Annotated in this window: 23 protein-coding genes and 2 pseudogenes; 15 read left to right on the top strand and 10 right to left on the bottom strand. The window is 59.5% G+C overall.

All coding sequences use genetic code 11. From position 1 onward, the window contains the following. Positions 1–243 (top strand): heparan-alpha-glucosaminide N-acetyltransferase domain-containing protein (locus tag L0H65_RS01330; protein ID WP_301456960.1); only part of this gene is annotated, 243 nt, incomplete at its 5' end. On the opposite strand, the gene L0H65_RS01325 is transcribed toward L0H65_RS01330, so the two are convergent. Then, positions 232–696, bottom strand: coding sequence for an Lrp/AsnC family transcriptional regulator (locus L0H65_RS01325; RefSeq protein ID WP_301456959.1), 465 nt, complete (start codon positions 694–696; stop codon positions 232–234). The genes L0H65_RS01330 and L0H65_RS01325 overlap by 12 nt on opposite strands. A 106-nt stretch (positions 697–802) precedes the next feature. Here L0H65_RS01325 and L0H65_RS01320 point away from each other — a divergent pair, with 106 nt between their 5' ends. The 9 genes and pseudogenes from L0H65_RS01320 to L0H65_RS01280 all read left to right on the top strand — a co-directional run bounded on the left by L0H65_RS01320 (position 803) and on the right by L0H65_RS01280 (position 9,716). Further along, entirely contained in the window at positions 803–2,242 is a 1,440-nt protein-coding gene (locus L0H65_RS01320; RefSeq protein WP_301456958.1) for an aminotransferase class V-fold PLP-dependent enzyme, read from the top strand. Positions 2,243–2,816: 574 nt separating this feature from the next. Next, positions 2,817–3,536, top strand: a pseudogene (locus tag L0H65_RS01315) (amino acid ABC transporter ATP-binding protein); the annotation flags it as partial. Further along, positions 3,516–4,367, top strand: coding sequence for an amino acid ABC transporter permease (locus L0H65_RS01310; RefSeq protein WP_367651963.1), 852 nt, complete (start codon positions 3,516–3,518; stop codon positions 4,365–4,367). The pseudogene L0H65_RS01315 and the gene L0H65_RS01310, both read left to right, overlap by 21 nt. Positions 4,368–4,394: 27 nt before the next feature. After that, positions 4,395–5,231, top strand: a complete 837-nt coding sequence (locus L0H65_RS01305) for a transporter substrate-binding domain-containing protein (RefSeq protein WP_301456957.1) — start codon at positions 4,395–4,397, stop codon at positions 5,229–5,231. 51 nt (positions 5,232–5,282) lie between these two features. Next, the gene (locus tag L0H65_RS01300) at positions 5,283–6,167 is read left to right on the top strand and encodes an amino acid ABC transporter permease (protein WP_301456956.1); all 885 of its coding nucleotides are present in this window, start codon (positions 5,283–5,285) and stop codon (positions 6,165–6,167) included. Continuing rightward, positions 6,167–7,117 (top strand): fatty acid desaturase family protein, encoded by a 951-nt coding sequence (locus tag L0H65_RS01295; protein WP_301456955.1) that lies wholly within the window; start codon positions 6,167–6,169, stop codon positions 7,115–7,117. Before L0H65_RS01300 ends, L0H65_RS01295 begins: the two co-directional genes overlap by 1 nt. Further along, complete coding sequence (locus L0H65_RS01290) at positions 7,114–7,419, top strand: non-heme iron oxygenase ferredoxin subunit (RefSeq protein WP_301456954.1); 306 nt, start codon at positions 7,114–7,116, stop codon at positions 7,417–7,419. The genes L0H65_RS01295 and L0H65_RS01290 overlap by 4 nt, the downstream gene beginning before the upstream one ends. Before the next feature lie 120 nt (positions 7,420–7,539). Next, the gene (locus L0H65_RS01285; protein ID WP_301456953.1) at positions 7,540–8,652 is read left to right on the top strand and encodes a hypothetical protein; all 1,113 of its coding nucleotides are present in this window, start codon (positions 7,540–7,542) and stop codon (positions 8,650–8,652) included. A gap of 29 nt (positions 8,653–8,681) precedes the next feature. After that, entirely contained in the window at positions 8,682–9,716 is a 1,035-nt protein-coding gene (locus tag L0H65_RS01280; protein WP_301456952.1) for an aromatic ring-hydroxylating dioxygenase subunit alpha, read from the top strand. A gap of 27 nt (positions 9,717–9,743) precedes the next feature. Here L0H65_RS01280 and fdhF read toward each other — a convergent pair whose 3' ends face one another. Both fdhF and L0H65_RS01270 read right to left on the bottom strand, forming a co-directional pair. Beyond that, positions 9,744–12,506: a formate dehydrogenase subunit alpha gene (gene fdhF, locus L0H65_RS01275; protein WP_301456951.1), complete on the bottom strand. Its 2,763-nt coding sequence runs from the start codon at positions 12,504–12,506 to the stop codon at positions 9,744–9,746. After that, positions 12,506–14,191 (bottom strand): NAD(P)H-dependent oxidoreductase subunit E, encoded by a 1,686-nt coding sequence (locus L0H65_RS01270; protein WP_301456950.1) that lies wholly within the window; start codon positions 14,189–14,191, stop codon positions 12,506–12,508. Before L0H65_RS01270 ends, fdhF begins: the two co-directional genes overlap by 1 nt. 168 nt (positions 14,192–14,359) lie before the next feature. Here L0H65_RS01270 and L0H65_RS01265 point away from each other — a divergent pair, with 168 nt between their 5' ends. Then, positions 14,360–14,599 (top strand): sulfurtransferase TusA family protein, encoded by a 240-nt coding sequence (locus L0H65_RS01265; RefSeq protein WP_301456949.1) that lies wholly within the window; start codon positions 14,360–14,362, stop codon positions 14,597–14,599. Positions 14,600–14,743: 144 nt separating this feature from the next. Here L0H65_RS01265 and L0H65_RS01260 read toward each other — a convergent pair whose 3' ends face one another. The 5 genes from L0H65_RS01260 to L0H65_RS01240 all read right to left on the bottom strand — a co-directional run bounded on the left by L0H65_RS01260 (position 14,744) and on the right by L0H65_RS01240 (position 19,396). After that, entirely contained in the window at positions 14,744–16,861 is a 2,118-nt protein-coding gene (locus L0H65_RS01260) for a molybdopterin-binding protein (protein WP_301456948.1), read from the bottom strand. Beyond that, a complete protein-coding gene (gene mobB, locus L0H65_RS01255; RefSeq protein ID WP_301456947.1) occupies positions 16,858–17,349 on the bottom strand; it encodes a molybdopterin-guanine dinucleotide biosynthesis protein B in 492 nt (163 codons plus the stop codon). Before mobB ends, L0H65_RS01260 begins: the two co-directional genes overlap by 4 nt. Further along, a complete protein-coding gene (mobA, locus tag L0H65_RS01250; RefSeq protein ID WP_301456946.1) occupies positions 17,346–17,954 on the bottom strand; it encodes a molybdenum cofactor guanylyltransferase MobA in 609 nt (202 codons plus the stop codon). The genes mobB and mobA overlap by 4 nt, the downstream gene beginning before the upstream one ends. Beyond that, complete coding sequence (locus tag L0H65_RS01245; RefSeq protein ID WP_301456945.1) at positions 17,951–18,376, bottom strand: hypothetical protein; 426 nt, start codon at positions 18,374–18,376, stop codon at positions 17,951–17,953. Before L0H65_RS01245 ends, mobA begins: the two co-directional genes overlap by 4 nt. 144 nt (positions 18,377–18,520) lie before the next feature. Continuing rightward, positions 18,521–19,396, bottom strand: coding sequence for a formate dehydrogenase accessory sulfurtransferase FdhD (locus tag L0H65_RS01240; protein ID WP_301456944.1), 876 nt, complete (start codon positions 19,394–19,396; stop codon positions 18,521–18,523). 64 nt (positions 19,397–19,460) lie between these two features. Between L0H65_RS01240 and L0H65_RS01235 the strand changes: the two genes are divergently transcribed. Further along, positions 19,461–19,994, top strand: a complete 534-nt coding sequence (locus tag L0H65_RS01235; protein ID WP_301456943.1) for a DUF2478 domain-containing protein — start codon at positions 19,461–19,463, stop codon at positions 19,992–19,994. Here the strand turns inward: L0H65_RS01235 and L0H65_RS01230 are convergent. Further along, positions 19,991–20,731, bottom strand: a complete 741-nt coding sequence (locus tag L0H65_RS01230) for an SDR family oxidoreductase (protein ID WP_301456942.1) — start codon at positions 20,729–20,731, stop codon at positions 19,991–19,993. The genes L0H65_RS01235 and L0H65_RS01230 overlap by 4 nt on opposite strands. 9 nt (positions 20,732–20,740) lie before the next feature. Continuing rightward, positions 20,741–22,522 (bottom strand): IlvD/Edd family dehydratase, encoded by a 1,782-nt coding sequence (locus tag L0H65_RS01225; RefSeq protein ID WP_301456941.1) that lies wholly within the window; start codon positions 22,520–22,522, stop codon positions 20,741–20,743. A gap of 155 nt (positions 22,523–22,677) precedes the next feature. Here L0H65_RS01225 and L0H65_RS01220 point away from each other — a divergent pair, with 155 nt between their 5' ends. The 3 genes and pseudogenes from L0H65_RS01220 to L0H65_RS01210 all read left to right on the top strand — a co-directional run. Beyond that, positions 22,678–23,412, top strand: a complete 735-nt coding sequence (locus tag L0H65_RS01220; protein WP_301456940.1) for an AzlC family ABC transporter permease — start codon at positions 22,678–22,680, stop codon at positions 23,410–23,412. Next, complete coding sequence (locus tag L0H65_RS01215) at positions 23,409–23,732, top strand: AzlD domain-containing protein (RefSeq protein WP_301456939.1); 324 nt, start codon at positions 23,409–23,411, stop codon at positions 23,730–23,732. The genes L0H65_RS01220 and L0H65_RS01215 overlap by 4 nt, the downstream gene beginning before the upstream one ends. 280 nt (positions 23,733–24,012) lie before the next feature. Further along, positions 24,013–24,408, top strand: a pseudogene (locus L0H65_RS01210) (polysaccharide biosynthesis protein); the annotation flags it as partial.

Here is a 24,408-nt window from a genome sequence, read left to right as displayed (position 1 = left end):
GGCTTGGCCCGACATTCCCACCGACGATGGGATTATGAGCCGGTCTTGCCGTGGTTCGGCGTGTTTCTGGTCGGGATGGCTGCGGCGCAACTGATGCTGTCATACGGCCCGCTAAAGCGCCGGGACGTGCCGCCCGCGTTGACGCGTGCGCTTTGGCCGGGGCGGCATTCGCTGGTGATTTATCTTGCGCATCAACCGATTCTGATCGCGCTGTTTTCCGCTATGGCGTGGTTAAACCGGTAGGTCGCGGCCGTCAGCAATCGCCTCCATCGTGATGTAGGAGGTGACGGTTTCAAGCTCCAGCTTCTCGGTCAGACGTTGATAGATGCGGTCAAATTCGTTCATATCGCCGGCGACAACTTTCAACATGTAATCGTAATCCCCCGCGATGCGATAGAAGTCGATCACATGCGGAATGTTCAGCACCTCACGCCGGAAAATCGCGAGCCAATCCTTGCTGTGATGACGGGTGCGGACCATCACGAACACCGTCAGCCCAAGGCCGATCTGATCCGCGTTCAGCCGCAATGTCTGGCCCTTGATCAAGCCAGAGTCTTGCAACACCTTCAACCGCCGCCAGCAGGCATTTTGCGAAAGCCCCACGGCTTCGGCAAGTTCGCGCTGCGTCAGGCTGGCATCCTGTTGCAGGTTGCGCAGAATCGCACGGTCAATCTGATCCAACTTATCGACTTTCATTCGATCATTTGACCCAATATTGGCTCACTTTGCAATGTAAAAAGGTGGGCCTTCCTCACGCTTACCTCTCTATGCTTAAGGAAATCAAAACAAACCGGAGCATGCCATGCCAACCGCCTTGGAAGATTTCGCGCAAAGCCTTGCCACCCCGAATATCGTCGCGGAGTTGCGGCAGGGTGTCATCGGTGAAGGGGTGGAATTTGACGGGCCGTTCGGCACGCAAAAGCTGCTTTACGCTGATTACGTCGCCTCTGGCCGCGCCTTGCAGCAGGTGGAGAGGTTCGTGATGGAGCGGGTTCTGCCCTTTTACGCCAACAGCCATACCGAGGCGTCGTATTGCGGCGCCGCAATGACGCGGATGCGGCGGGAGGCGCGGGCAATTATTGCGGAAAAATGCGGCGCCGATGATCGCTTTGCCACCGTTTTTGTCGGCGCCGGAGCAACTGCGGGCTTGAACCGGCTGGTGCATCTGCTTGGCGTCACCGAGGCGACCGCGCGGGGTGAAAACCCATTGGTACTGATCGGACCCTATGAGCATCATTCCAACATTCTGCCTTGGCGCGAAAGCGGGGCCGAAGTGCTGGAGATGCCGGAAGCCGCGAATGGCGGGCCGGATATGGCGGCACTCGAGGCTGCACTGATCGCTGCCAAGGGGCGGCGCATTGTCGGCGCGTTTTCGGCAGCGTCCAACGTGACGGGGATTGTGACCGATACCGACGCGGTGACGCGACTTTTGAAACGCCATGGCGCATTGGCGGTGTGGGACTATGCCGGTGGCGCGCCCTATTTGCCGATCGACATGCAGGCGGGAACCGATGCCGAAAAGGACGCCGTGGTGCTGTCGGCGCACAAGTTTCCGGGGGGGCCGGGTGCATCCGGTGTGATGATCCTGCGCAAAGCCGCCGTGTGTACGCGGCGGATGTTTCAGCCGGGCGGCGGTACGGTGAAATTTGTCTCGGGGTCCGGGCATGACTATAGCAACGATCTTGCAACGCGCGAGGAAGCGGGGACGCCGAATGTGGTGGGCGATATTCGCGCGGCTTTGTGCTTTCTGGTCAAAGCGGCCATCGGTCGGGCGCGGATGAACGCCCGCCATGCCGAGCTGCGCGCGCGGGCGTTGGCGGCTTGGCGCGCCAACCCAAATATCGTGCTGATGGGCAACCAAAATGCCGAGGCGCTGCCGATCTTTTCGTTCCGCGTGCGCGATACGGCAAAGGGTGGGTTTCTCCATCACCAGCTTTTTACCCGGCTGTTGTCGGATGCTTACGGCATTCAGGCGCGTGGCGGTTGCGCGTGCGCCGGACCCTACGCGCATCGGTTGCTCGGGATTGGGGAGGTGCAATCAGAGGCAATCCGCGCCGCCATCCTGCGCGGTGAGGAAATGGAGAAACCGGGCTGGACCCGGCTGAACCTTTCCGCACTGATGGATGACGCGAAGGCGGACCGGGTGATTGCGGCGGTGGATGCCTTGGCGCGCAACCCCTATCCGATGGCAGATGCCTATTGCTGTGACACCACCACCGCGCGATTCCAGCCTGCCGCTTGAAACCCGCCTGGTCTTTTTTGGATATTTGAACAGAGAAGACAGCAGTTTTGCAGCCGGTGGCGACCGTGCATGTTTGGGCGCAATCTGCGTTCCGAACAAGGAAAACCACTCCCCCCAACCCCGGTTTTCCCGCAGGTGGGAAGATCGCCGACATGCTACTGCCGCATCTGGGGGTGGTAAAATGTGTGTATGGGACACCAGCGCGCTCTGCATGACACAAATATCACGGCCCTGGTGCCGTTGCGTGCCACGGAAAACCATCCGCATGGCATGTGCCACAAAAAAGACAGAATTCATATCCTTTCGTATAGACTCGTGAGCTATTCTAAAGTATAGTCTAAGCCATAGGGCGAAAGATTACTTTTTATAAAGCAGCGCCGGTTTTTCGGCATGACGCCCCCCCGATGCCAGAGGTGCCGGGGGGGCGATTTTCGTTCATCGCAGGCGTCTTTCGCGGCACCGGATTTCATTGTCCCAGAATCTTGCGCGAACAGGCTGGACCTTCGTCGGGCGTGGCCTATAGTTGGCACCTGACCCACACCCAAAAGGCAATCTCGTGCCGTTAGATAGAGTGATGATCCGGCTTGAAGACGTGTCAAAATTCTTTGGCCCGTTTCAGGCACTTGCCGACATAAACCTGACCGTGCGGGAAGGCGAGCGCGTTGTCGTTTGCGGCCCCTCCGGGTCAGGCAAATCGACCATGATCCGCTGCATCAACCGGCTGGAGGAACATGACAGCGGCACGATCACCGTGGATGGAACCGTCTTGGGCGATGACACCAAGGACATTCGCGCCGTCCGGCAAGAGGTTGGGATGGTGTTCCAGCAGTTCAACCTGTTCCCGCATCTGACCGTGTTGGAGAATCTGACCATCGGGCCGATTCGGGTGCGCAAGATGGACAGGGCAAAGGCCGAGGCGTTGGGGCGGAAATACCTGGAGCGCGTGCATATCCCCGAGCAGGCCGACAAATACCCGGCCCAGCTTTCGGGTGGCCAGCAACAACGTGTGGCAATCGCGCGGTCGCTGTGCATGGAACCACGGGTCATGTTGTTCGATGAACCGACAAGCGCGCTTGACCCCGAAATGATCAATGAGGTGCTGGAGGTTATGGTTGCGCTGGCCGAAACCGGCATGACCATGATTTGCGTGACCCATGAGATGGGGTTCGCGCGCCGCGTGGCTGATACCATGGTGTTCATGGAAGCAGGCCGCATCGTGGAAACCTCTGACCCGCAGACATTTTTCAGCCAACCGAAAACCGACCGCGCCCGCATGTTCCTTGACCAGATCCTTGAGAGCATTAGGATGGCGACAGCGCGCCCCCGGTTGCAGAAACGGTTGAAGCGATTGCTCGGCGCGCATCCGGTGTCAATCGCGATTTACCTTTTGGTGATGTGGGGCCTGATTGAACTAGCGCTCAAGGGCTCCGCCGCGATGGGGTATAATTGGCAATGGTATCGGGTGCCGAAGTACTTTTTCACCGAGGGCGCAGACGGGATCACCATTGGTGCCATTCCCTGGGGGCTGGTGGGAACGCTTACGCTTTCCGGGTTGGCCTTTGCTCTTGCGTTCCTGATCGGGTTGGTAATTGCGCTGTTGCGTCTGTCGGATCTGATGGTGGGGCCAGCGGTGGCGCGCGTGTTTCTGGAAGTCATCCGCAACATGCCGCTTCTTGTGCTGCTTTATGTGTTTTACTATGTGTTCGGCCCGATCTTTGGCCTTGATCGCTATTCGGCTTCGGTCCTCTGCCTTGCCTTTTTCCATGGCGCGCTGATGTCCGAGATTTTTCGAGGTGGAATCAACGCGGTCGCCCGTGGCCAATGGGAAGCCGCAGAATCCATCGGCATGACCAAAGGGCAGATTTACCGCTATATCATTCTGCCGCAATCGGTGAAATTCATGCTGCCACCGATGACAAGCGAGGTGGTCAACATGATCAAATCATCCGCCATCGTCAGCGTGATCGCGGTGGTCGAACTGACGACCGTTGGCCGCAACATCATTTCCGACACCTATATGAGTTTTGAGATCTGGTTCACGATTGCGGCGGTTTACATGGCCGTGACCTTGATCATTTCCACTTTCGCCAGCTACCTTGAACGCCGCTACGCCGTCCGTGATTGAACCTGAAACCGAATGAGGGAGATAAACATGAAACTGACAAGAAGGATGATGACCGCCGCCATGGGCGCCGCACTTGCAGCGGCACTGGCTGTTCCGGCGAGCGCACAGGATGCGCGCGCTGACCTGTCCAAAACCAGCGTCATTGAAAGCATCAAGGAAGCCGGGGTCATCAAGATCGGCCTTTCGGTCTTTGTGCCATGGTCGATGCGCGACAAGAAGGGCGATCTGATCGGGTTTGAACTCGACGTGGGCCGCAAGCTGGCGGCAGATATGGGCGTTGATGCGGAATTTGTGCCAACCGCCTGGGATGGCATCATTCCGGCGCTGGTATCAGGCAAGTTTGACGTGATTATTTCGGGCATGTCGATCACCGCTGAACGCAACTTGACGGTGAACTTTTCTGACCCCTATGCCTACTCCGGGCTGACCATCCTGGCCAATACCGCGATGACCAAAGACTTGAAGACGCTGGAAGATTACAACAAGAAGGAAGTCACCTTCGCCGCCCGCCGTGGTGCGACCCCGGCAACAGTGATCCAGCAGTTGTTCCCGAACGCGACCCTTTTGCTGTTTGATGAAGATGGTGCCTCCACGCAAGAGGTTCTGAACGGCAATGCCCATGCCACCATGATGTCCGAACCCAGCCCCTCGGACGAGGTGCGCAAGCATCCCGAAACCGTCAGCATTCCCTTCAATCAAAGCTTCCTTGCCACGGGTGAGGCGTTTGCCTATCGCAAGGGCGACCCTGACGCGACCAACTTCTTCAACAACTGGATTGGCGTGAACTGGAAAAACGGTTGGCTTCAGGAGCGCAATGACTATTGGTTCAAGGGTAACGCCTGGGCTGATCAGGTCGATCAATAATATCTGGTTCTGGCCCGGTGATCTCGCCGGGCCAAGCTTTCCGGGGGCAGGATGCGCAAAACGAGCCGCAATAAATTTCATTGGCTGGATTTCCTGATCCTCGCGGTTCTGGTCGCGTTCTTTTCGGTCATCTGGTTTCGCATCGAGGGCACGCTCAACTATAAATGGCAATGGCACCTGATCCCGAACTACATCCTGCGCTATGATGCCGATGACGGGCGCTATGTCGCCAATGTGCTGCTGCAAGGTCTGTTCAACACCATCCGCATCACGCTTTATGCCAGCATTCTCGCGGTCATCCTTGGCGCGGCTTTGGGCATCGCGCGCACGGCGCAGAACCTTGCGATCCGCATGCTGGCCCGCACCTATCTGGAGGTGTTGCGCAATATTCCGCCCGTTGTTGTGGTCTTCATCTTCTTCTTTTTCCTGTCCGAGCAACTGATCGCCGCGCTTCACATGGAACGCTGGGCGAGGGGTATCGCAAGGTCCGACAACACAGCAATCTGGGAGTTCTTCTTTGGCGACATGCGGCGCTTTCCATCACTGGTTTCCGGTGTGATCGTGTTGGCGCTGTTCGAATCCGCCTTCGTGGGAGAGATTGTGCGCGCCGGCATCCAGTCCATCCCACGCGGTCAACGGGAGGCTGCACGCTCCATCGGGATGACTTGGATGGATGAGATGCGCTTCATCGTGCTGCCGCAAGCCCTGCGCAAGGTGCTGCCGCCGCTGTCCAACCAGTTCATCTCCCTGATCAAGGATTCCTCGATCATTTCTCTGATCTCGGTGCAGGAACTGACCTATAAAACGGTGGAACTTGTGGCGTCGACGCGGATGATATTTGAATCCTGGATCACCACCGCAGGCCTCTATTTCATTCTCTGTTTCAGCCTTTCACTGCTGTTTCGACGACTCGAAACCCAAAAAGGACGCCGATGATGGCAAAAGAAGTCATCACTCCCATTACCCAGGCGCTTGCCGATGGCACGTTGACGCGGGCGGAGCTGCGGGATTTCATGGCCCGCTCCAACGCGCCGGCTTTCCGGCATCTGGCGCTTTGGCTACTGGTTCTGGCTTGCACCGGAACGCTGGTTTACCTAACGCTTGGATCATGGTGGCTGCTGCCCGCGATGTTCGTACATGGGGTTGTGCTGGTGCATCACTTCTCGCTTCAGCATGAATGCGTGCATTATACGGTGTTCCGGACCCGCAAATTCAACGATTATGCCGGGATTGTCTGCGGCTGGATTATCGGCTTGCCGCATCAGTTCTTTCGTTATGAGCATTGCGACCACCACACTTTCACCCAACTCAGCGGTGAAGACCCCGAACAGATCCCGTTGCCGAAAACCATATGGGGTTATCTGTGGTATATTTCCGCGATCCCCTATTGGCGAACCAAGCTGGGAGAGATTTCGCGCCACGCGATGGGCCGTCTGACGGAAGCGGAGCGGGAATTCGTGCCGAAAGTGGCCGAAACCACGCTGATCCGCGAGGCCCGCGTGATGGTTGCGGTTTACGCAGCGGTATTTCTGGCAATGCTGGTCTTTCAATGGTGGGCGCCCTTGTGGTTCTGGCTGATCCCGCTGATTCTGGGCGAACCTGTGATGCGCTTTATCCGCATGACCGAACACGTCGGCCGCCCCAACGTGGCGCAGATGATGGACAACACCCGCACCAACCTCGTTTCCGCCCCGATGCAGTTTTTGTGCTGGAACATGAATTACCACGCGGAGCATCACTATGCCTCTTCGGTTCCCTTTCACGCCTTGCCGCGGCTGCATGAAAAGTTGAAGGGCCATGTCTATGTCGAACCGGGCGGCTATCTGGGTGCGCATCGCGATATCATCGCGCAGCTTGTGGGTCGCAAACCTCGGACCGATGCATGAGTTGGACCGACCTGATTGCCGTTTCCGCATTGGAAAGGGGCTGGGTAACGCCTGCTTCCCTCGGCCCGCGCCGTTTGGCGGTTTATGATACCCCAAGCGGGGTGCATGTGTCGCTTGCACTGTGCAATCATGCTGGGGCGAACCTGTGTGACGGCTATTTTGACGAGTATGTTATTGAATGCCCGCTGCATCAGGGCGCGTTCGACGTGCGCGATGGCAAGCCGGTTTCTGCGCCCGCCACCCGCCCGATGAAAGTTTTTGCAGCGCGGGTTCAGGCGGGTATCGTGCAAATCGACGTATAGGCATTAGAAGGCCTAATGGCCGCCATTAAGCAATAGAAATTGCACGGATTTTCAAAGCGGCTAAAGTGGCATACCTCTGGACCACACTTTTGGGCCGGTCTTGCATGGTTACCGATGAATATGCCGCAATCCATTTTGTTCGATCTTGCTGTCAACAACCTGCTGACACATTGCGCACGCCTACGAGCAGGCGACAGACTGCAGATTGTCGCCGAAAGCGCGGAATTTGGCTATTTCGACGGGATCACTGCGCGACAGGTTGCACAGGCGGCACAGGCGCGGGGGATTGAAACCTCGCTTGTGATGGTGCCATTCCGAGAGGTGATCAAACCGATCAGCGATCACGATGCCGCATTGATGGCCGCCGCAACCTGCACGATCTTTTTCGCCCGACTTGGCGACCAGATGCGGTTTCGCGCACTTCCCGCCGAAACCAGCGCAATCGTCTGCTATACATTGGACATGGCTTCTTTCTGCTCCACCTACGGTGCCGCACATTATGCGGCCTATGAGGCGTTGAAATACGCGATTGACGATATGGTCAGTACAGCGTCGGATTTGTCAGTGACCTGCCCCCTTGGCACAGATTTTCGCGGCCCCGGTCCCGGCACCGCCCTGAAGGACCGAGGTGATGTCAGCATCAAGCGTTTCCCGATGTCAGTCTTTGCCCCGGTTCCCGCAGCGCGATTTTCGGGGCGCGCGGCACTGGCCGGGTTCCTGATGGGCACCGGGTCGCGCTATTACGCACCCTATGGCTGCGCCCTGCTCGCCCCGCTTTTTGCATGTTTCAAAGATGGTCGCCTGACCCATTTCGAAGGCCGCCCCGATGATGTCGCACGCGCCAATGGCCATGTTGCAGACATCGCCGCGCGATTTGATCTGGACGCGCTGGCGGTTCATTCGTGGCACGCAGGCATCCACCCTGGTTGCGCCCACCCGCTGCCCGTGCATGAGGATTACCTGAAATGGAGCGGCGCCGCCTTTGGCAACCCGCGCGTGCTGCATTTCCACACATGCGGCGCTGAACCACCGGGGGAGATTTCGTGGAATGTGATTGATCCCACAATCCGCATCGACGGTGTGCCCGTATGGGAAAACGGGCGGCTTTACCCTGACCGTGTTCCGGGAGGAGCGGAGATTCTGGCCCGCTACCCCTGCGCGGCGGCAAGTTTTGCCCATCCGGCGCTGGATATCGGCGTTGACCTGTCGCGGCTTTTGCCTGCCTATACCTGACACCATTTCCCAAGACGAAAGGCGCGCCCATGTTTTCCGGTGATTACCCCCTGAACTGTTGGTATGTCGCAGGCCGTAGCGAAGATTTCAGCCACGATCTGAAGGCAATGCGGCTTTTCGGACGGCAGATGGTGTTTTTCCGCCGCACAGATGGTTCCCCCGCGGCGCTGGAAGATGCCTGCCCGCATCGCAAGCTGCCGCTATCCATGGGCAAGCTGGACGGTGATACTGTGGTTTGCGGTTATCATGGGTTGACGTTTGATGGTTCTGGCAGCTGCGTTGCTGCGCCAACGCAACCCCAGAGCATCCCAAAACGGGCGCGGGTTCACAGCTATCCGCTGATCGAACGCTATGGCTTTGTCTGGATCTGGCCGGGGGATGCAGCGCAGGCGGACGCCGAAAAGCTGCTGAAAATCCCGAATTTCGACAACCCCGCATGGGGCAAAACCGCGCGCGGCTCCCTATCCATCGGCTGCAATTATCTGTGGGTCGTTGATAACCTGCTGGACCCCAGCCATGTCGCTTGGGTTCATGTCACCTCCTTCGCGGGGGCGGGCACCGACAACGCGCCGTTGGATCTGGAGGAAGGCGCCGACCGCGTGATCGTGTCGCGCTGGATATATGACGCCCCCGCCTCACCCTATTACCAGCCGTTCCTGACGTTTGAGGGCAATTGCGACCGCAAACAGCATTACGAATGCCGCTTGCCCGCGATTGCGATCAACGGCTCCATCTATACCCCCGTTGGCACCGGTGGCAAAGATGAGGACTTGCCAGATGATGCGCTGCGCAACTTTTCCTATAACTTCATGACGCCAGTGGACGCGGAAAATACGCTGTATTTCTGGTTCCAGCATTGCAACGCGATTCCCGGCAATCCCAGCATGGCCGAACGGATGTTTGCCGGTGCCACCATGGCCTTCAATGAGGATAAGGAGATTCTGGAAGCGGTACAGCGCGGCATGGCGGACCCCGAAAGCCCCACCCTCAACCTCGGCCTCGATGCCGGGGCGATGCGGTTTCGCAAGCTGGTGGAACGGATGATCGCGGCGGAACGGGCTTAGGTCGGGGGTTCACCCCGACCTCCAGCCTCACTCCGCGGCCAATGCCTCGGCCTTTTCCACCCGCACGGCAGAATATTTGAACTCCGGTATCTTGCCGTAAGGATCAATCGCCGGATTGGTCAGAATATTCGCCGCCGCCTCCACAAAGGCAAAGGGCAGGAACACCATATCCTCCGCCACCGCCCGATCCGCCCGCGCCATGATCACGATGCTGCCGCGCCGGGTGGAGAGACGCACATGCTGGCCGGGTTCTACCCCCAACCGCCGCAAGGTTTTGGGATGCAGCGAGCAATTCGCCTCCGGCTCCACCGCGTCGAGCACCTTTGACCGTCGGGTCATCGACCCGGTGTGCCAATGTTCCAACTGCCGCCCCGTCGTCAGAACCATCGGGTATTCGGCATCCGGTGTTTCATCGGGTGGGATGATCGAAGCAGGCGTAAACTTTGCCCGCCCATTGGCGCGCGGGAAACCATCGGCAAACACAATCGCTTGGCCGGGATCGGTTTCGGACAGGCTCGGATAGGTGACGCAGCCTTCGCGCTCCAACCGATCCCAAGTGATATTGTCGAGCGAGCGCATATTCAGCTTCATTTCCGCGAACACTTGCGACGGATGCGTGTAGGGCCAGTTCAACCCCAGACGGTTCGCCAGATCGACCGTGATCGCCCAATCCTCTCGCGCTTCGCCCGGTGGTTTGACCGCTGGGCGACCCATCTGCACCTGTCGATTGGTATTCGTCACCGTGCCGGATTTTTCATAAAACGCCGCTGCTGGCAGGATCACATCGGCATAATTCGCGGTTTCAGTCAGGAAGATATCCTGCACCACCAAATGCTCCAGCTTCGCCAACGCCGCCCGCGCGTGGGTGACATCGGGGTCCGACATCGCCGGGTTTTCGCCCTGAATATACATGCTGCGAATGGTGCCTTCATGCACGGCGTCCAGAATTTCGGTCACCGTCAACCCTTTTTCGGCGCTGAAATCATCCGATCCCCAGACCGAGGTAAACGCCGCGCGCACCGCATCCGAGGTCACGGTCTGATAGTCCGGCAGGAACATCGGCACCAAACCGGCATCCGATGCGCCTTGCACATTGTTTTGCCCACGCAACGGGTGCAACCCCGAACCGGGTCGACCGACCTGCCCGGTCATCAGCGCAAGGCTGATCAAACAGCGCGAATTGTCGGTGCCGTGGGTGTGCTGTGACACGCCCATGCCCCAGAAGATCATCGCCGCTTTTGCCCCCGCAAAGGTGCGGGCCACATCACGCAACACCGCTGCCGGAATGCCGCAAATTGCTTCCATCTTTTCCGGCGAAAAATCAGCCAGATGCGCCTTTTCTGCCTCCCAATTCTCGGTATAGGCGTCGATATACTGTTGATCATACAGCTTTTCTTCCACGATCACATGCATGATCGCGTTCAGCATCGACACATCCGCACCGGGGCGGAATTGCAGCATATGGCTGGCAAAGCGCCGCAAGCCGACGCCGCGCGGGTCCATCACGATCAGCTTGCCGCCGCGTTTGGTAAACTGCTTGAAGAAGGTCGCCGCAACCGGGTGGTTTTCCACCGGGTTGGCCCCGATCACGATGGCGACATCGGCATTTTCAATCTCATTGAACGTCGCGGTCACCGCACCAGAACCAACATTTTCCATCAGCGCCGCGACCGATGACGCATGGCAAAGCCGCGTGCAGTGATCGACGTTGTTATGCTTGAACCGCTCGCGGATCAGTTTTTGGAACAGATACGCTTCCTCATTGGAGCATTTGGCCGACCCGAACCCAGCCACCGCCTCCCCGCCATGCGCCTGCGCCTGTTTCGCCATGCCCCCAGCGGCGAAATCCAGCGCCTCTTCCCATGTCGCTTCGCGGAAATGGGTCGCTAGATTGCCGGGATCGACGTTCAGACCTTTCGGCATATCCGGCTTGCGAATCAATGGTTTGGTCAGACGGTGCGGGTGGTGGATATAGTCATAACCAAAGCGCCCTTTGACACAAAGCCGCCCCTCATTCGCCGGGCCGTTGATGCCTTCGACATATTTCACCTTACCGTCTTTGACCTTCAGCGAAACCTGACAGCCGACACCGCAGAACGGGCAGATACTGTTCACCTCCGTGTCAAAATCCGCGCTGTCGCCATGTTGCGCATCGTCCAACACGGTTGCGGGCATCAGCGCGCCAGTCGGGCAGGCCTGCACACATTCGCCGCAGGCAACACAGGTGCTAAGGCCCATCGGGTCGGCCATATCGAAGGTTGGAAAGGCATCATGCCCCCGGCCCGACATGCCGATCACGTCATTCACCTGTACCTCACGACAAGCGCGCACGCAAAGGCCGCAAGAAATGCAGGCATCCAGATTGACCCGCATCGCAACATGGCTGTCATCCAAGAGCGGGATGCGCCCCTCGTCCATCTTCGGGAACCGGCTGATCCCCACGCCCGTCAGCGCCACCATATCCGCCATATGGGAGGACACATCACGCGCCACCTCCGGCTGATCGGTGACCAGCATTTCCACCACCATCTTGCGCGCGGCTTTGGCGCGGGCGGACGCGGTATGCACCACCATCCCCTCAACCGGTTCGCGGATGCAAGAGGCGGCAAGCACCCGCTCGCCCTCAATCTCCACCACGCAGGCGCGGCAGTTGCCATCGGGGCGATAACCGGGCGCTGGTTTGTGGCACAGATGCGGGATGATCAGCCCGCGCCCATTGGCGACTTCCCAAATTGTCAGGCCGGAATCGGCAGTGACTTCTTTGCCGTCGAGGGTGAATTTAACCGACATCACACATCCTCCGGGAAATGTTGCATCACAGATTTGATCGGGTTGGGCGCAGCTTGCCCCAGCCCGCAGATCGAGGCGTCGATCATCACTGCCGAAAGTTCGGTCAGCAACGCCTGATCCCATTTTTCCGCCTGCATCAGCTTGACCGCCTTTTCGCAACCAACCCGGCAAGGGGTGCATTGGCCACAAGACTCCGCCTCAAAAAACCGCAGCATGTTCAGCGCCGCCGCCCTTGGGCTGTCGTGATCCGACAAGACCACCACGGCCGCCGAGCCGATAAAGGTGCCATGCGGTTGCAACGTATCGAAATCGAGCGGGATGTCGTTCATCCTCGCGGGCAGCAGCCCCGAGGAAGGCCCACCGGGTTGATATGCCTTGAAGGCGTGGCCGTCCAGCATCCCGCCCGCCGCGTCGATCACATCCATGATCGTCGATCCCGCTGGCAACAAATGCACACCTGGTTTTTTTACCCGACCGGACACAGAATAAGACCGCAACCCCTTGCGCCCGTTCTTTTCAACGCCGCTGAGGATCTCCGGTCCTTCGCGCAGCACACGGGCGACCCAATGCAGGGTTTCGACGTTATGCACCAAGGTCGGACGGTCGAAAATTCCGACTTGCGCCACGAACGGCGGGCGGTGGCGGGGCATGCCGCGCTTGCCTTCGATGCTTTCGATCATCGCGGATTCCTCGCCGCAGATATAAGCGCCTGCACCCCGGCGCAGGTCAATGAAGCCCGGTTTGGCAAGGCCCGCCGCTTCCAGCGCCGCGATTTCATCGGCCAGAATATGCAGCACGGCGGGGTATTCGTCGCGCATATAGATATAGACCCGCTCCGCCCCTACGGCCCAAGCGGCGATGAGCATGCCTTCAAGGAAAAGATGCGGGGTGCGTTCAAGGTAATAGCGGTCTTTGAAGGTGCCGGGTTCGCCTTCATCGCCGTTGACCGCCAGATAGCGCGGTCCGGGATTGGCGCGCACAAAGCCCCATTTCTTGCCAGACGGGAACCCCGCACCCCCAAGCCCGCGCAAGCCGGAGGCGAGAACGGTTGCCTGCACGGCTTCCCAATCGCCCGTCTTGCGCAGTTCTGTCAGTTTGGCATATCCGCCTTTTGCCTGATAGGCTGCCAGCCCCTCATAGACCGGGATTTTCGCCTGGGTGTCATGCGCCGCAATCGCCGCCTGCACCTTTTCCGGCGTGGCGTGGTCGATGTGGTGATGCCCCAGTTCCAGCACCGGCGCAGTATCGCAACGCCCCATGCACGGCGCACGCAAAACGCGAACCTGTGCCGGGTCATGCCCCGCACTCAGCGCCTGAAACAGTGCCTCTGACCCCGCCAGTTCGCAGGAAAGCGAGTCGCAGACACGGATGGTCAGGTCGGGCGGCGAAAGCTCATTTTCGCGCACCGGGTCGAAATGCGCATAGAAGGTGGCGACTTCCCAAATCTCCGCCATCGAAAGGCGCATTTCTTCGGCCAAAGCCCGCAGATGGGCGGCGGAAAGCTGACCGTATTCATCCTGGATCAGGTGCAGAAATTCAATCAGCAGGTCACGGCGACGCGGGCGGTTGCCCAGCAGCGTCTTGATCTCGGCCCAAGCGCCATCCTCCAATTGGCGGCCCTTGGTGCCGCGCCGCCCTTTGCCCTTGCCGGATTTCCAGATGCCGTCTTGCTGATCCAGTGCCATTCTTTGCCCTTTCGCGATCCTGCTTTGGTCCGAGGCTTTCCCGGACAATCGGCCTGATCCGGCAACGGGTAACACCCGGTTGGGGGGAGGAGGCGTAGACTTCATGTTCTGTCACTCTGCCGATCAAAGCAATAGACAGGCCACGGCATTTCACCTAACGAAAGCGTCATGGCGGATGATGACCTTCCAGAAGAAACACTTGATGCAAGGGGGTTGCTGTGCCCGCTTCCCGTGCTGAAGGCGCGCAAGCGGCTGAAGGCGATGGTCCGAGGGGCGGTTTTGCGTGTGCTGGCGACAGACCCCGCCGCCGTGATCGACATTCCGCATTTTTGCACCGAGGCCGGGCATGTCTTGGTCGAGATGACTGAAAGCGATGGTGCGCAGATCTATGTGATTCGCCGGGGTTGAGGGGGGGCCGATCGCGGGGGCATCGAGCCCCCTTGATCGGCATTCCCATGGACAGCGGCAAGAGTCGCCCTTTTGCGCACTCTGATCCCCTTTTGATTGCACGGAAAGTGGATATTTGGGCAGAGAAGAATGGCAAACGGCGTATCAGAACAACCCCAAGCCGGAATAGGGCAGAAACTGCACCGGGTCACCGGGAACAATTGTCATTGCATGGTCGGGCAACTCCACCAACCCCGTGGCCCATGACAAGCCGGAGATACGACCTGACCCTTCGGACGAAAACACCTCAACCCGGCCATCACCGGTCGTTCGGGCGCGCAGATACTCACGACGACCTGCCTTTTTGTCCTTTTGGAACGCTGAGGGCAGCGTGACGCGTTGCGGTTCCGCCCAGCCCGCCCCCGACAGCGCCCAAAGCGCCGGGCGTGCGAAGATCAAGGCGCAAGTCAGGGCGGCGACGGGGTTGCCCGGCAAGCCGAACACCGGAACACCGTGCCACAAAGCGAGAGCCAGGGGCCGGCCCGGTTTCATCGCGATGCGCCAGCTTGACAGCGTGCCTTCGGCGCAGAGCAGGCGCGAGACGTGATCCTCATCCCCCGCTGACGCCCCACCGGAGGTCAAAATGACATCGGTTGCAGTTGCTGCCGCATCCAGCCGGTTCCGGATCAGGTCGGTAGCATCGCGGACATGGCCAAGGTCCACCGCGTCGAACCCCCAACCTTTTGCGAGTGCCAGCAGCATTGGACGGTTGGCGTCATAGATCTGATGCGGGGCGGCATGCGCGGTTACGATCTCATCTCCGGTTGAAAGTACGCCGACACGCAAGCGACGATAGGCGCGGGCGGTGTGTACTCCGGTTGCAGCCAAAAAGGCGATGTCCGGGGCGCGCAGGTGGTGGCCCCGGCGGAGCGCAATATCGCCCGCCACAATATCTTCGCCAGCGCGGCGGGTATTGGCGCGGGGTCTGATCGGGCCATCAAAGGCAATGACACCATTGCCGATGGCGCAATCCTCCTCCAGCACCACGGTATCCACACCTTTCGGCAACACTGCTCCGGTCAGGATACGAATAGCGTGGCCCATCGGCACCTGCCCTACGAACGGCTGGCCGGCGGCGGAGCGCCCGTTGAGCAAAGGCAATTGGCAAATGCCCGCTCCCGTTGCTGCATGGGCGAATCCATAGCCGTCCACGGCGGAATTCGGCTGTGGCGGATTTGAGCGCAACGCCCGCGTGTCTTCGGCCAGCACGAGGCCAAGCGCTTGAACCAACGGCACACTGGTGCATTCGGTAACCGGCCGCAAGACCGAGCGTAGCCGGGCCAGCGCCTCCTCCACCGGCACCCATTCCACGCCCTGTGGCATCGCAAAGCAATCATTGCGCAGCCGGGGCGGCACCAACGGCACCTGCAAGGCAGCGGCACAACCCGCGCCGAGATACCAGCCTTCGGATCGCAGCACTTCAGGCGGTTGATCGGGGGCCATAAGTCGCGACAGCCCACCATCCAGCGCCAACCGCAAGAACGCCTGTGCATGGAGCCGGACCTGAGCTTCGTCGGTCACCATGCCCTCGATCACCGCCGCTGCAACTTCTGCTTTCAGCATTGAAAGATAGGCCTCGGCAATTACCACGGGGGCGGTGTCAGTGGGCTCCAGCGGCCAGACCGCAATGCGACCGGGGTGCATGGCGCGCAAGCGGTGCAGCATCGGGATGCCGGTCAGGGTTTGCGCACCGACGGCCCCGGCCCCGGCAAGCTGCCACAGGGTTTTCGGCTTGAGGTGGTTTTCATGCCCTGCCAGTTCAGCCTGACGAAACACGGCCAAACCTTCGGGCGGCTCCGGTTTCAGTTTGGGCAGATCGGCGGTTTCGAGCTTCATGCCATTGCCCCAGAATGGGCCTTGGCCGGGGAAATGGCGGTTCATTTCAGCCGCGACATCGCGGTAGTTCGTGACATTCTTCGGCGTGTCGGTAACGCGCGCAGCGAGCCAATCCCACAAAGCCAAGGCGTGGGTTTCGCCGGTGATCCGCCGGGCCAGCCCTTGCGGCGCACCAAAGGCGAAATCGCAAGCCAGCAGCAGGCTTTCGCCCGTATCGAGACTTTGCGCAATCAAGGCCGCCAATCGCTTCTCCGCCGCATGGCGCGTGGCAATGTTTTCCGCCGTTGTGCCGGTAGGGGTGGCGATCCCGATCCATATGGAGTCCTTGCCCATGGTGGGCTTGCCCGCCGCTGACCAATCCAGCACGATGACGCGATCAAAGCTCACAGCCCCACCTCCCGCAGGATGAAATCCGCTATGGCGACAGTATCATCGAGATGAAACAGCGGGCAGCCCACGACCGGGCTTGCATTCGAGGCAACCGCGTGAATCGTCGCGTTATCCGGGGCGATCAGCGGGTGGCCGGTTTCCTGCCGATGCGCTTCGACCTTTGGATGGGGGGCGAATTTGTAGCCCTCGATCAGCACCAGATCAACAGGATCAAGCCGCGCCAACAGCACATCCAGTTCAGGCTCCTCTGCGCCGCGCAATTCGGTCATCAATGCCCAGCGAACGGGTGAGGCGACCAGAACCTGCGCCGCACCAGCCTGCCGGTGGCGGTAACTGTCGCGGCCCGGATGATCCACATCCGCCGCGTGATGCGCGTGTTTGATGGTGGATACGGTGAAACCGCGCCGTGTGATTTCCACGATCAACCGTTCCACCAGTCCGGTTTTGCCTGCGTTTTTCCAACCTGTGACTCCGTAAAGTTTCATCGCCCCCCCAACAGGTCTTGCGCACGAAGCAAATCCTCGGGCGCGTTGATGTTGAAGAACGGATCATAGGGCGTGCTGGCAAATTCGGCTTGACCTGCATCATGGCTTTGCGTCCAAAGCACAATTTTCCGCAGACCGCCTTGCAAGGCAGTGCGCAGATCGTCACGCAGCGCCACAGGCCAAAGGCCAAACGTGGGTTGGCGCTGCATCCTCCCGGTCGCATCAGCGCTGGCGGCAAGGCAAAGACCGCTTGGCCCGGCATGAGCTTGCAAGCGCGCCACGAGATCGGCGGGAAAGAACGGGGTATCGGCGGCAGCAGTGATAATTGCGGATGCCCCAAAGCCCGCCGCCCAATCCAAGCCCGCCAAGACCCCCGCCAAGGGACCGGGATGATCGGGCAAGCTGTCGGGCAGAATGGGCAGCCCAAATTCGGCCAGACGGGTCGCATCACCATTGGCATTAATGGCGAGAGGATCACATTGCGCAGCCAAACGGGCGATCACATGGTCGATGATCCGCCGTCCCGCCACCATGCGCAGGCCTTTGTCGCCGCCACCCATGCGGGTTGCACGGCCACCGGCTAGGATGACGCCGGGGAGGGTCATGCAGAACCTCCCGCCGCACGCCATGCCTGCAATTGTGCGAAATCCGTTTCAATTTCGGTGAACGCGGAAATGGGGATCGGCATGCCCGCACCGGGAATTCCCACAAGCACCACGGAATTATCGCGCGCCAATATATGCACAGCGCGCCATTCACAGCGACTTTCCTCTGCGTCTGATCGGGTGTGTATGCTCTGCGCGTCGAATGTCACTTCCGATGTCGTTCCTGCCGGCAACTCCACCACCGCGCGCATGCGCCAGCTCGCCGGCAAGCCTGTCAACAACAACATCCCCCAGCCCAAAACTCCGCCAAGAAAAATCAATCCAATTGGAAGCGGATGGCCCTTAGTCAGAATACTATGAACCATCCAAATAACAGCAAACACACCAAAAATCATCAAAACTTGAGCCGCAGTCGTGATCACTTTGAAAAAACCCCGTGGCCTCGACGTCATCAGTGCCGGGATCAGAAAGGCATTCGCCTCGCGCAGATCATTCGCCGAGACATGGTAGCTTAGCCTGATCTGCGCGGCGCTGCCGTTGTTAGGCACATCGGTCATGGTTAAAACTCACTCGTCATCCGCGGCCGCTTTGCGGCTATGCTTGCGCCCTTCTTCGGCCTGTGTTGCCGGGTCGGCATCGCGGATCAATCGCCCCTCCCCCGCAAGACAAACGAAGCGTTGGCCGCGCATCCGGCCAATCAGTGTCAGCCCTACCTGGCGCGCAATCTCCACCCCCCAAGCGGTGAAGCCGGAGCGGGAGGCCAGAACCGGAATCCCCATCAGCGCCGTCTTGATCACCATTTCAGAGGTGAGCCGCCCAGTGGTATAAAGGATCTTGTCTGCCGCCGGGATACCATGCTGGAACATGAAGCCGCTGATCTTGTCTACTGCGTTATGACGCCCAACGTCTTCCATATAAACCAATGGCTTTTCCTCAAAACATAGGGTCGTGCCGTGAATCGCCCCTGCCTCCAGATAAAGCGATGGAACGGTGTTGATCTGATGCGCCAGCGCGTAGAGCCATGAGGTGCGGACAGCGGTTTGAGGCAGGGTCAACCCTTCCAAGCCTTCCATCATATCACCGAAAACCGTGCCCACCGCACATCCCGAGGTGCGGGTTTTCCTCTTCACCTTGTCTTCATAGCTGGTCTGGCGCGTGGTGCGGACGACGACGGTTTCAACCTCCTCATCATAATCAATGGCGGTGACAATATCATCGCCCCGCAGCATGCCCTGATTGCGCAGAAAACCAAGGGCGAGGTATTCCGGGTAATCCCCGATTGTCATTGCCGTCACGATTTCCTGCGCGTTCAGGTAGATCGTCAGCGGCCGTTCCTCCACCACCGAAAGCGTCACCTCCGCCCCGGTTTGATCGGTGCCGGAAATCCGCCGCGTCAGGCGCGGGTCATTCGGGTTTGGCAGGATCGGGAAGGCGGGTATCATCGCAGTACTTTCATCGGCCTGCGGTATCTTGTATGCCCGGTTCAGCAGTTGCAAGGGGGCGGCGATGCTCGGTTATGTCACAGGTGGGATGCGCGGTCAGGCGGATAGCGTGCTGGCCGAAGTGGCGACGACGTTGCGCGCCGAAGGTGTGGCGCTTGCAGGTGTCGTGCAGGTGAATGAGACGTTTGACCCGAACCGTGCCTGCCATATGGATCTGCATGTATTAAGCGGGGACCGGATCATCCGCATCAGCCAGAACCTTGGCAGCCTGTCGAAAGGCTGCCGCCTTGACCCGGCAGGGTTGGAACAGGCGGTGGGTCTGGTCGAACAGGCGTTGGAGGCAGGGCCGGACCTGCTGATCATCAACAAATTCGGCAAGCAGGAGGTGGATGGCCGCGGCTTTCGCCCTCTGATCGGCAGGGCACTGGCCGAGGGCATTCCGGTACTGACCGCAGTTCCGGAAGGCCACCTGGCGGAATTTGAGGTTTTTGCAGAAGGGATGGGCTTGCGGCTGGCGTGCGATCCGACCGGTATTCTGGCTTTTTGCCGGGAGCACCGCCGCGCGAACGCCACCGTTCAAGCTGGAAAACCCGCCTAACCCCTGCCGATGAATGGCATGGCACTTGCCATCACAGTCATGAATTGCACATTTGCCGCCAATGGCAGACTCGCCATGTGCAGGACAGATGTTGCGACGTGTTCCACATCCATCACAGGCTCTGACGCTGTGACGCCGTTGGCCTGCGGCACACCCTTGGTCATCGGCATCGCCATATCGGTCAGTGCATTGCCGATGTCGATCTGCCCGCAGGCGATGTTGAAGGGCCGACCATCCAGCGACAAGCTGCGGGTCAGGCCGGTGATCGCGTGTTTTGACATCGTGTAGGGCACCGAACCGGGGCGCGGCACATGTGCCGATATCGAGCCATTGTTGATGATCCGCCCGCCCATCGGGGCCTGTGTCCGCATCTGCCGAAAGGCGGCACGGGCGCAAAGGAACATACCGGTGATGTTGATGTTTGAGAGGCGGAGCCAATCCTCCACCTTGATATCGTCGATCAATGTGGAGGGGAGCGAAATCCCCGCGTTATTGAACAATGCGTCGATGCGGCCCCAAGTGGTTGCGGCTTCGGAAAATGTCGCATCCACCTGTGCCGGATCGCTGACATCGACGGGCAACACAAGCGCGTTGGCGTGACCAGCCGCAGTTGACGCAAGAGTTTCAACGCGGCGGCCCAGCATTGCGACCCGCCAGCCCGCGTCAAGGAAAGCGCGCGCCGTCGCGCGGCCGATACCAGAACCCGCGCCGGTAATTATGATGGTGCTTTGCGGCATGGACGGCCCCTAATGGTTGTCGCGCGGCAGATCCTTCACCACGCGATGATAGCTGGTGGCAAGTTCCAGACAGCCACCTTCGGCAAGTTGGCCAACATGGGTTCGGTAAATCTCCTCCCACGGGGTCTGGTGATGGATTTTAGGCGCCACCCATCCGGCGCGGCGTTTGGCCCATTCGGCATCCGGCACCAGCGCGTTGAGCGTTGCGGCGTTCAGATCAAGCCGCACAGCGTCACCGGTTTGCAGCAGAGCCAACCCACCGCCCACCACCGCTTCCGGCGATGCGTTCAGGATCGAGGGGCTTTCAGAAGTGCCGGATTGGCGACCGTCGCCCACGGTTGGCAGGTGGTTGATGCCAACATGAATCAATGCGTCCGGTGGCTGCATATTCACCACTTCGGCAGAGCCGGGATAGCCGACGCAGCCGACATTGCGGACGAACAGGATACAGTTTTCGTCGATGTTCAGCGCGGGGTCATTGATGCGGTCGTGGTAATCCTCTGGGCCTTCGAACACGATCGCGCGGGCCTCATGAATGTTTTCCGCGCCGGGATGCGACAGAAAACGATTGCGGAAATCTTCGGAAATCACGCTGGTTTTCATCAATGCGCTGTCAAACAGATTGCCCGACAGCACCAGAAAGCCCGCATTCTGCCGCATCGGCGCGGCGTAGGGCCGGATTACATCCGGATCGCGACTGCGCCACTGGCCGACGGTTTCCGACACCGGCTTGCCCGCAGCCGTCATCGCATCGCCATGCAACCGGCCCGCCGCATAAAGTTCGCCCATGATCGCGGGCACACCGCCGGCGCGGTAGAAACTTTCACCAAGGTATTTCCCGGCCGGTTGAATATTGGCCAAAAGTGGCACGTCAAAGCCGATCTTCTGCCAATCGGTCACATGCAATTCCACCCCCGCATGGCGCGCAATGGCTTGCAGATGCGGCGGCGCGTTGGTGGAACCGCCGATGGCAGAATTGACGACAATGGCATTTTCAAACGCCTTGCGGGTCAGAATGTCCGAAGGTTTCAGGTCTTCCTCCACCATCTCGACAATCCGCTTGCCGGTGGCATAGGCCATCGCCATTCGCTCCCGGAATGGCGCGGGAATGGCGGCGTTGCCGGGAAGCGACATGCCCAGCGCCTCTGCCATGGCGTTCATGGTGGAGGCGGTTCCCATCGTGTTGCAATGGCCGAGCGAGGGCGCAGAGGAACAGACCCTGCTCATGAATTCTTCCTGGTCGATCTTGCCATCGGCCAGCAGGCGGCGACTTTCCCAGATGACAGTGCCGGACCCTGTGCGCTGGCCGTTCCACCAGCCGTCCAGCATCGGGCCACCGTTGAGCGCGATAGCCGGAAGATCAACCGTCGCGGCCCCCATCAGCATCGCAGGCGTGGTCTTGTCGCAACCGGTGGTCAGCACCACACCGTCCAGCGGGTAGCCATGCAGCACCTCCACCAACCCCAGATAGGCAAGATTGCGGTCAAGCGCTGCGGTCGGACGCTTGCCGGTTTCCTGTATCGGGTGGACAGGGAATTCCATCGGCACGCCGCCTGCATCGCGGATGCCTGCCTTGATCCGGTCCATCAGAAAGACGTGAATCTTGTTGCAGGGTGCAAGATCAGACCCGGTTTGCGCGATGCCGATCACCGGGCGATTGCCCTGCAATTCCTCGCGCGTGTATTCCTGATTCAGGTAACGCTCCAGATACAACGCCGTCATGCCGGGGTTGTTCGGGTTGTCGAACCATTCCTGTGAACGGTACTTCTTGCGTGCGCGTGTGTCGGCCATGATGCTGTTTCCACTCCTGGAGGTGAGGGCGGTCACAACCATATTGCGACCGCCCCGCGTCACTCGCAACAGGAAAGCGGCTTGCCAAAGATGCCGGAACCACATTAGCACTCCGGCCAGATAGCACGCCGCTGGCAACCCATGGGACAGGCATCATGCATGAGACGGAGAGACAGAGTCTGCGCGCGTCCTACTGGCGCGGTTTGCGCGATTGCAGTCCTTTCATCCTGATCATCATTCCGTTTTCAACGGTGTTTGGCGTTGTGGCACGGGATGCCGGGTTGGACTTGTTGCAAGTGGTGTCGATGTCGGTAATCGTGATCGCGGGATCGGCACAATTCACCGCGCTCAGCCTGCTGCAAGAAGGGGCGCCGGTATTTGTGGTGCTGATCGCCTCGCTGGCGGTGAATATGCGTATGGCGATGTATTCGGCGGCACTGGTGCCCTATCTGGGCAAGGCACCGCTGGGCATGCGGATGCTGATGGCCTATGTCATGGTTGACCAGACCTTCGCCGTATCGGTCCGCACCTTTGATTCGGAACCTGAAATGCCGCTCCGGCAGCGGATCGCCTATTATTTCGGCAGCGTGACTGTGGTTTGCCTGCCTTGGTATCTTTGCACGTTCCTCGGCGCACTTCTGGGACAGGCTATCCCGGCCTCGCTGTCGGCGGATTTTGCCGTGCCTGCCTGTTTCATCGCCTTGTTCGCACCTATGCTGCGCACCCTGCCGCATATCGTGACTGCGGGCGTTTCCGTCGCCGCAGCGATTGTCTTTTCCAGCCTGCCCTGGAACCTCGGCTTGATCGTGGCCGCGCTGCTCGCAATGGCGGCGGGCGCGCAAACCGAGTTCTGGCAACGTCGGCGCATCGCCCGCATGGGGACCGCATGATAGACAACGGCACCTTTTGGTTCGTGACGATTGCGCTGGGCATCGGCACCTATCTGATCCGCTTTTCCTTTCTCGGCTTTCTGGGTGGGCGACAACTGCCGGATTGGCTGCTGACGCATCTGCGCTATGTCGGGGTTGCGGTCCTGCCCGCGCTGGTGACACCGCTGATCCTTTGGCCCGCCAGCATGGGCGGCAGTTTCGACCCGTTGCGCATGACCGCTGCCTTGGCCGCCTTGCTTGCGGGCTGGCGGTTTGGTGTGGTCTGGTCCATCGCTGCGGGCATGGGTTGCCTGTGGATGTTGCAGTATCTGCTGCGATAATGCGCCCGATTCCCCGTCACGATGGCACTTGACCGTCGAAACAACACGATCTGTCAAACTCGTCGGGTTCCGTCTGGCGACCTACAGATGCCGCCCCGCCGCATATTCTTCCGTCCCAGTGCCACTCTCGGCGGAAAACCGGACATTCGGCGTTTTCGCCTTGTGCGAGTTGTTGCCAAGCGGAAATTCAACCAATACAAAGACAAATTATTAGTGATTTTCAAATGGGTGTTGATGTTTCGGATCTTCAGACAGGCCGCGGCATGATACGAGGAATTCGATGAAAATTTTTCAGACCCTGCTTTTTAGATTCGTGAACAAACTGTCGCGCGCGCAAAAGAAGATTTTTCTTGCACTGATCGACATCATCCTTGCGCCGATCGCGTTTCTTGTCGCTTCGAGCGTCTTTTACGATGCGCTGCCGTCCATCGAATTTCTGCGGCATAGCATTGGATTGATCGTTGTGCTGGCGGGAATCGCAGGCGCGATTTCGATCCTGTTGAAAATGCCCAACATCAAGCTGAACGCCTATGAGTCGCGCGGCATCCTGCGAACCGGCGCAATGGCGGTGCTGGTCACGCTGACTTTCAGCATGATCATCGGCATGTCGAACCTGTATTTTTCACGCCTTGGAATCGTGCTGTTCGGGATGATCTTTTTCCTGATGGCGGTCAGC

This window comes from Pseudorhodobacter sp. (genome assembly GCF_030452865.1).
In the GTDB taxonomy this organism is placed as follows: domain Bacteria; phylum Pseudomonadota; class Alphaproteobacteria; order Rhodobacterales; family Rhodobacteraceae; genus Pseudorhodobacter.
The sequence above is the reverse complement of the archived record's forward strand: the minus strand, read 5'-3'. Positions and strand labels throughout refer to the sequence as shown.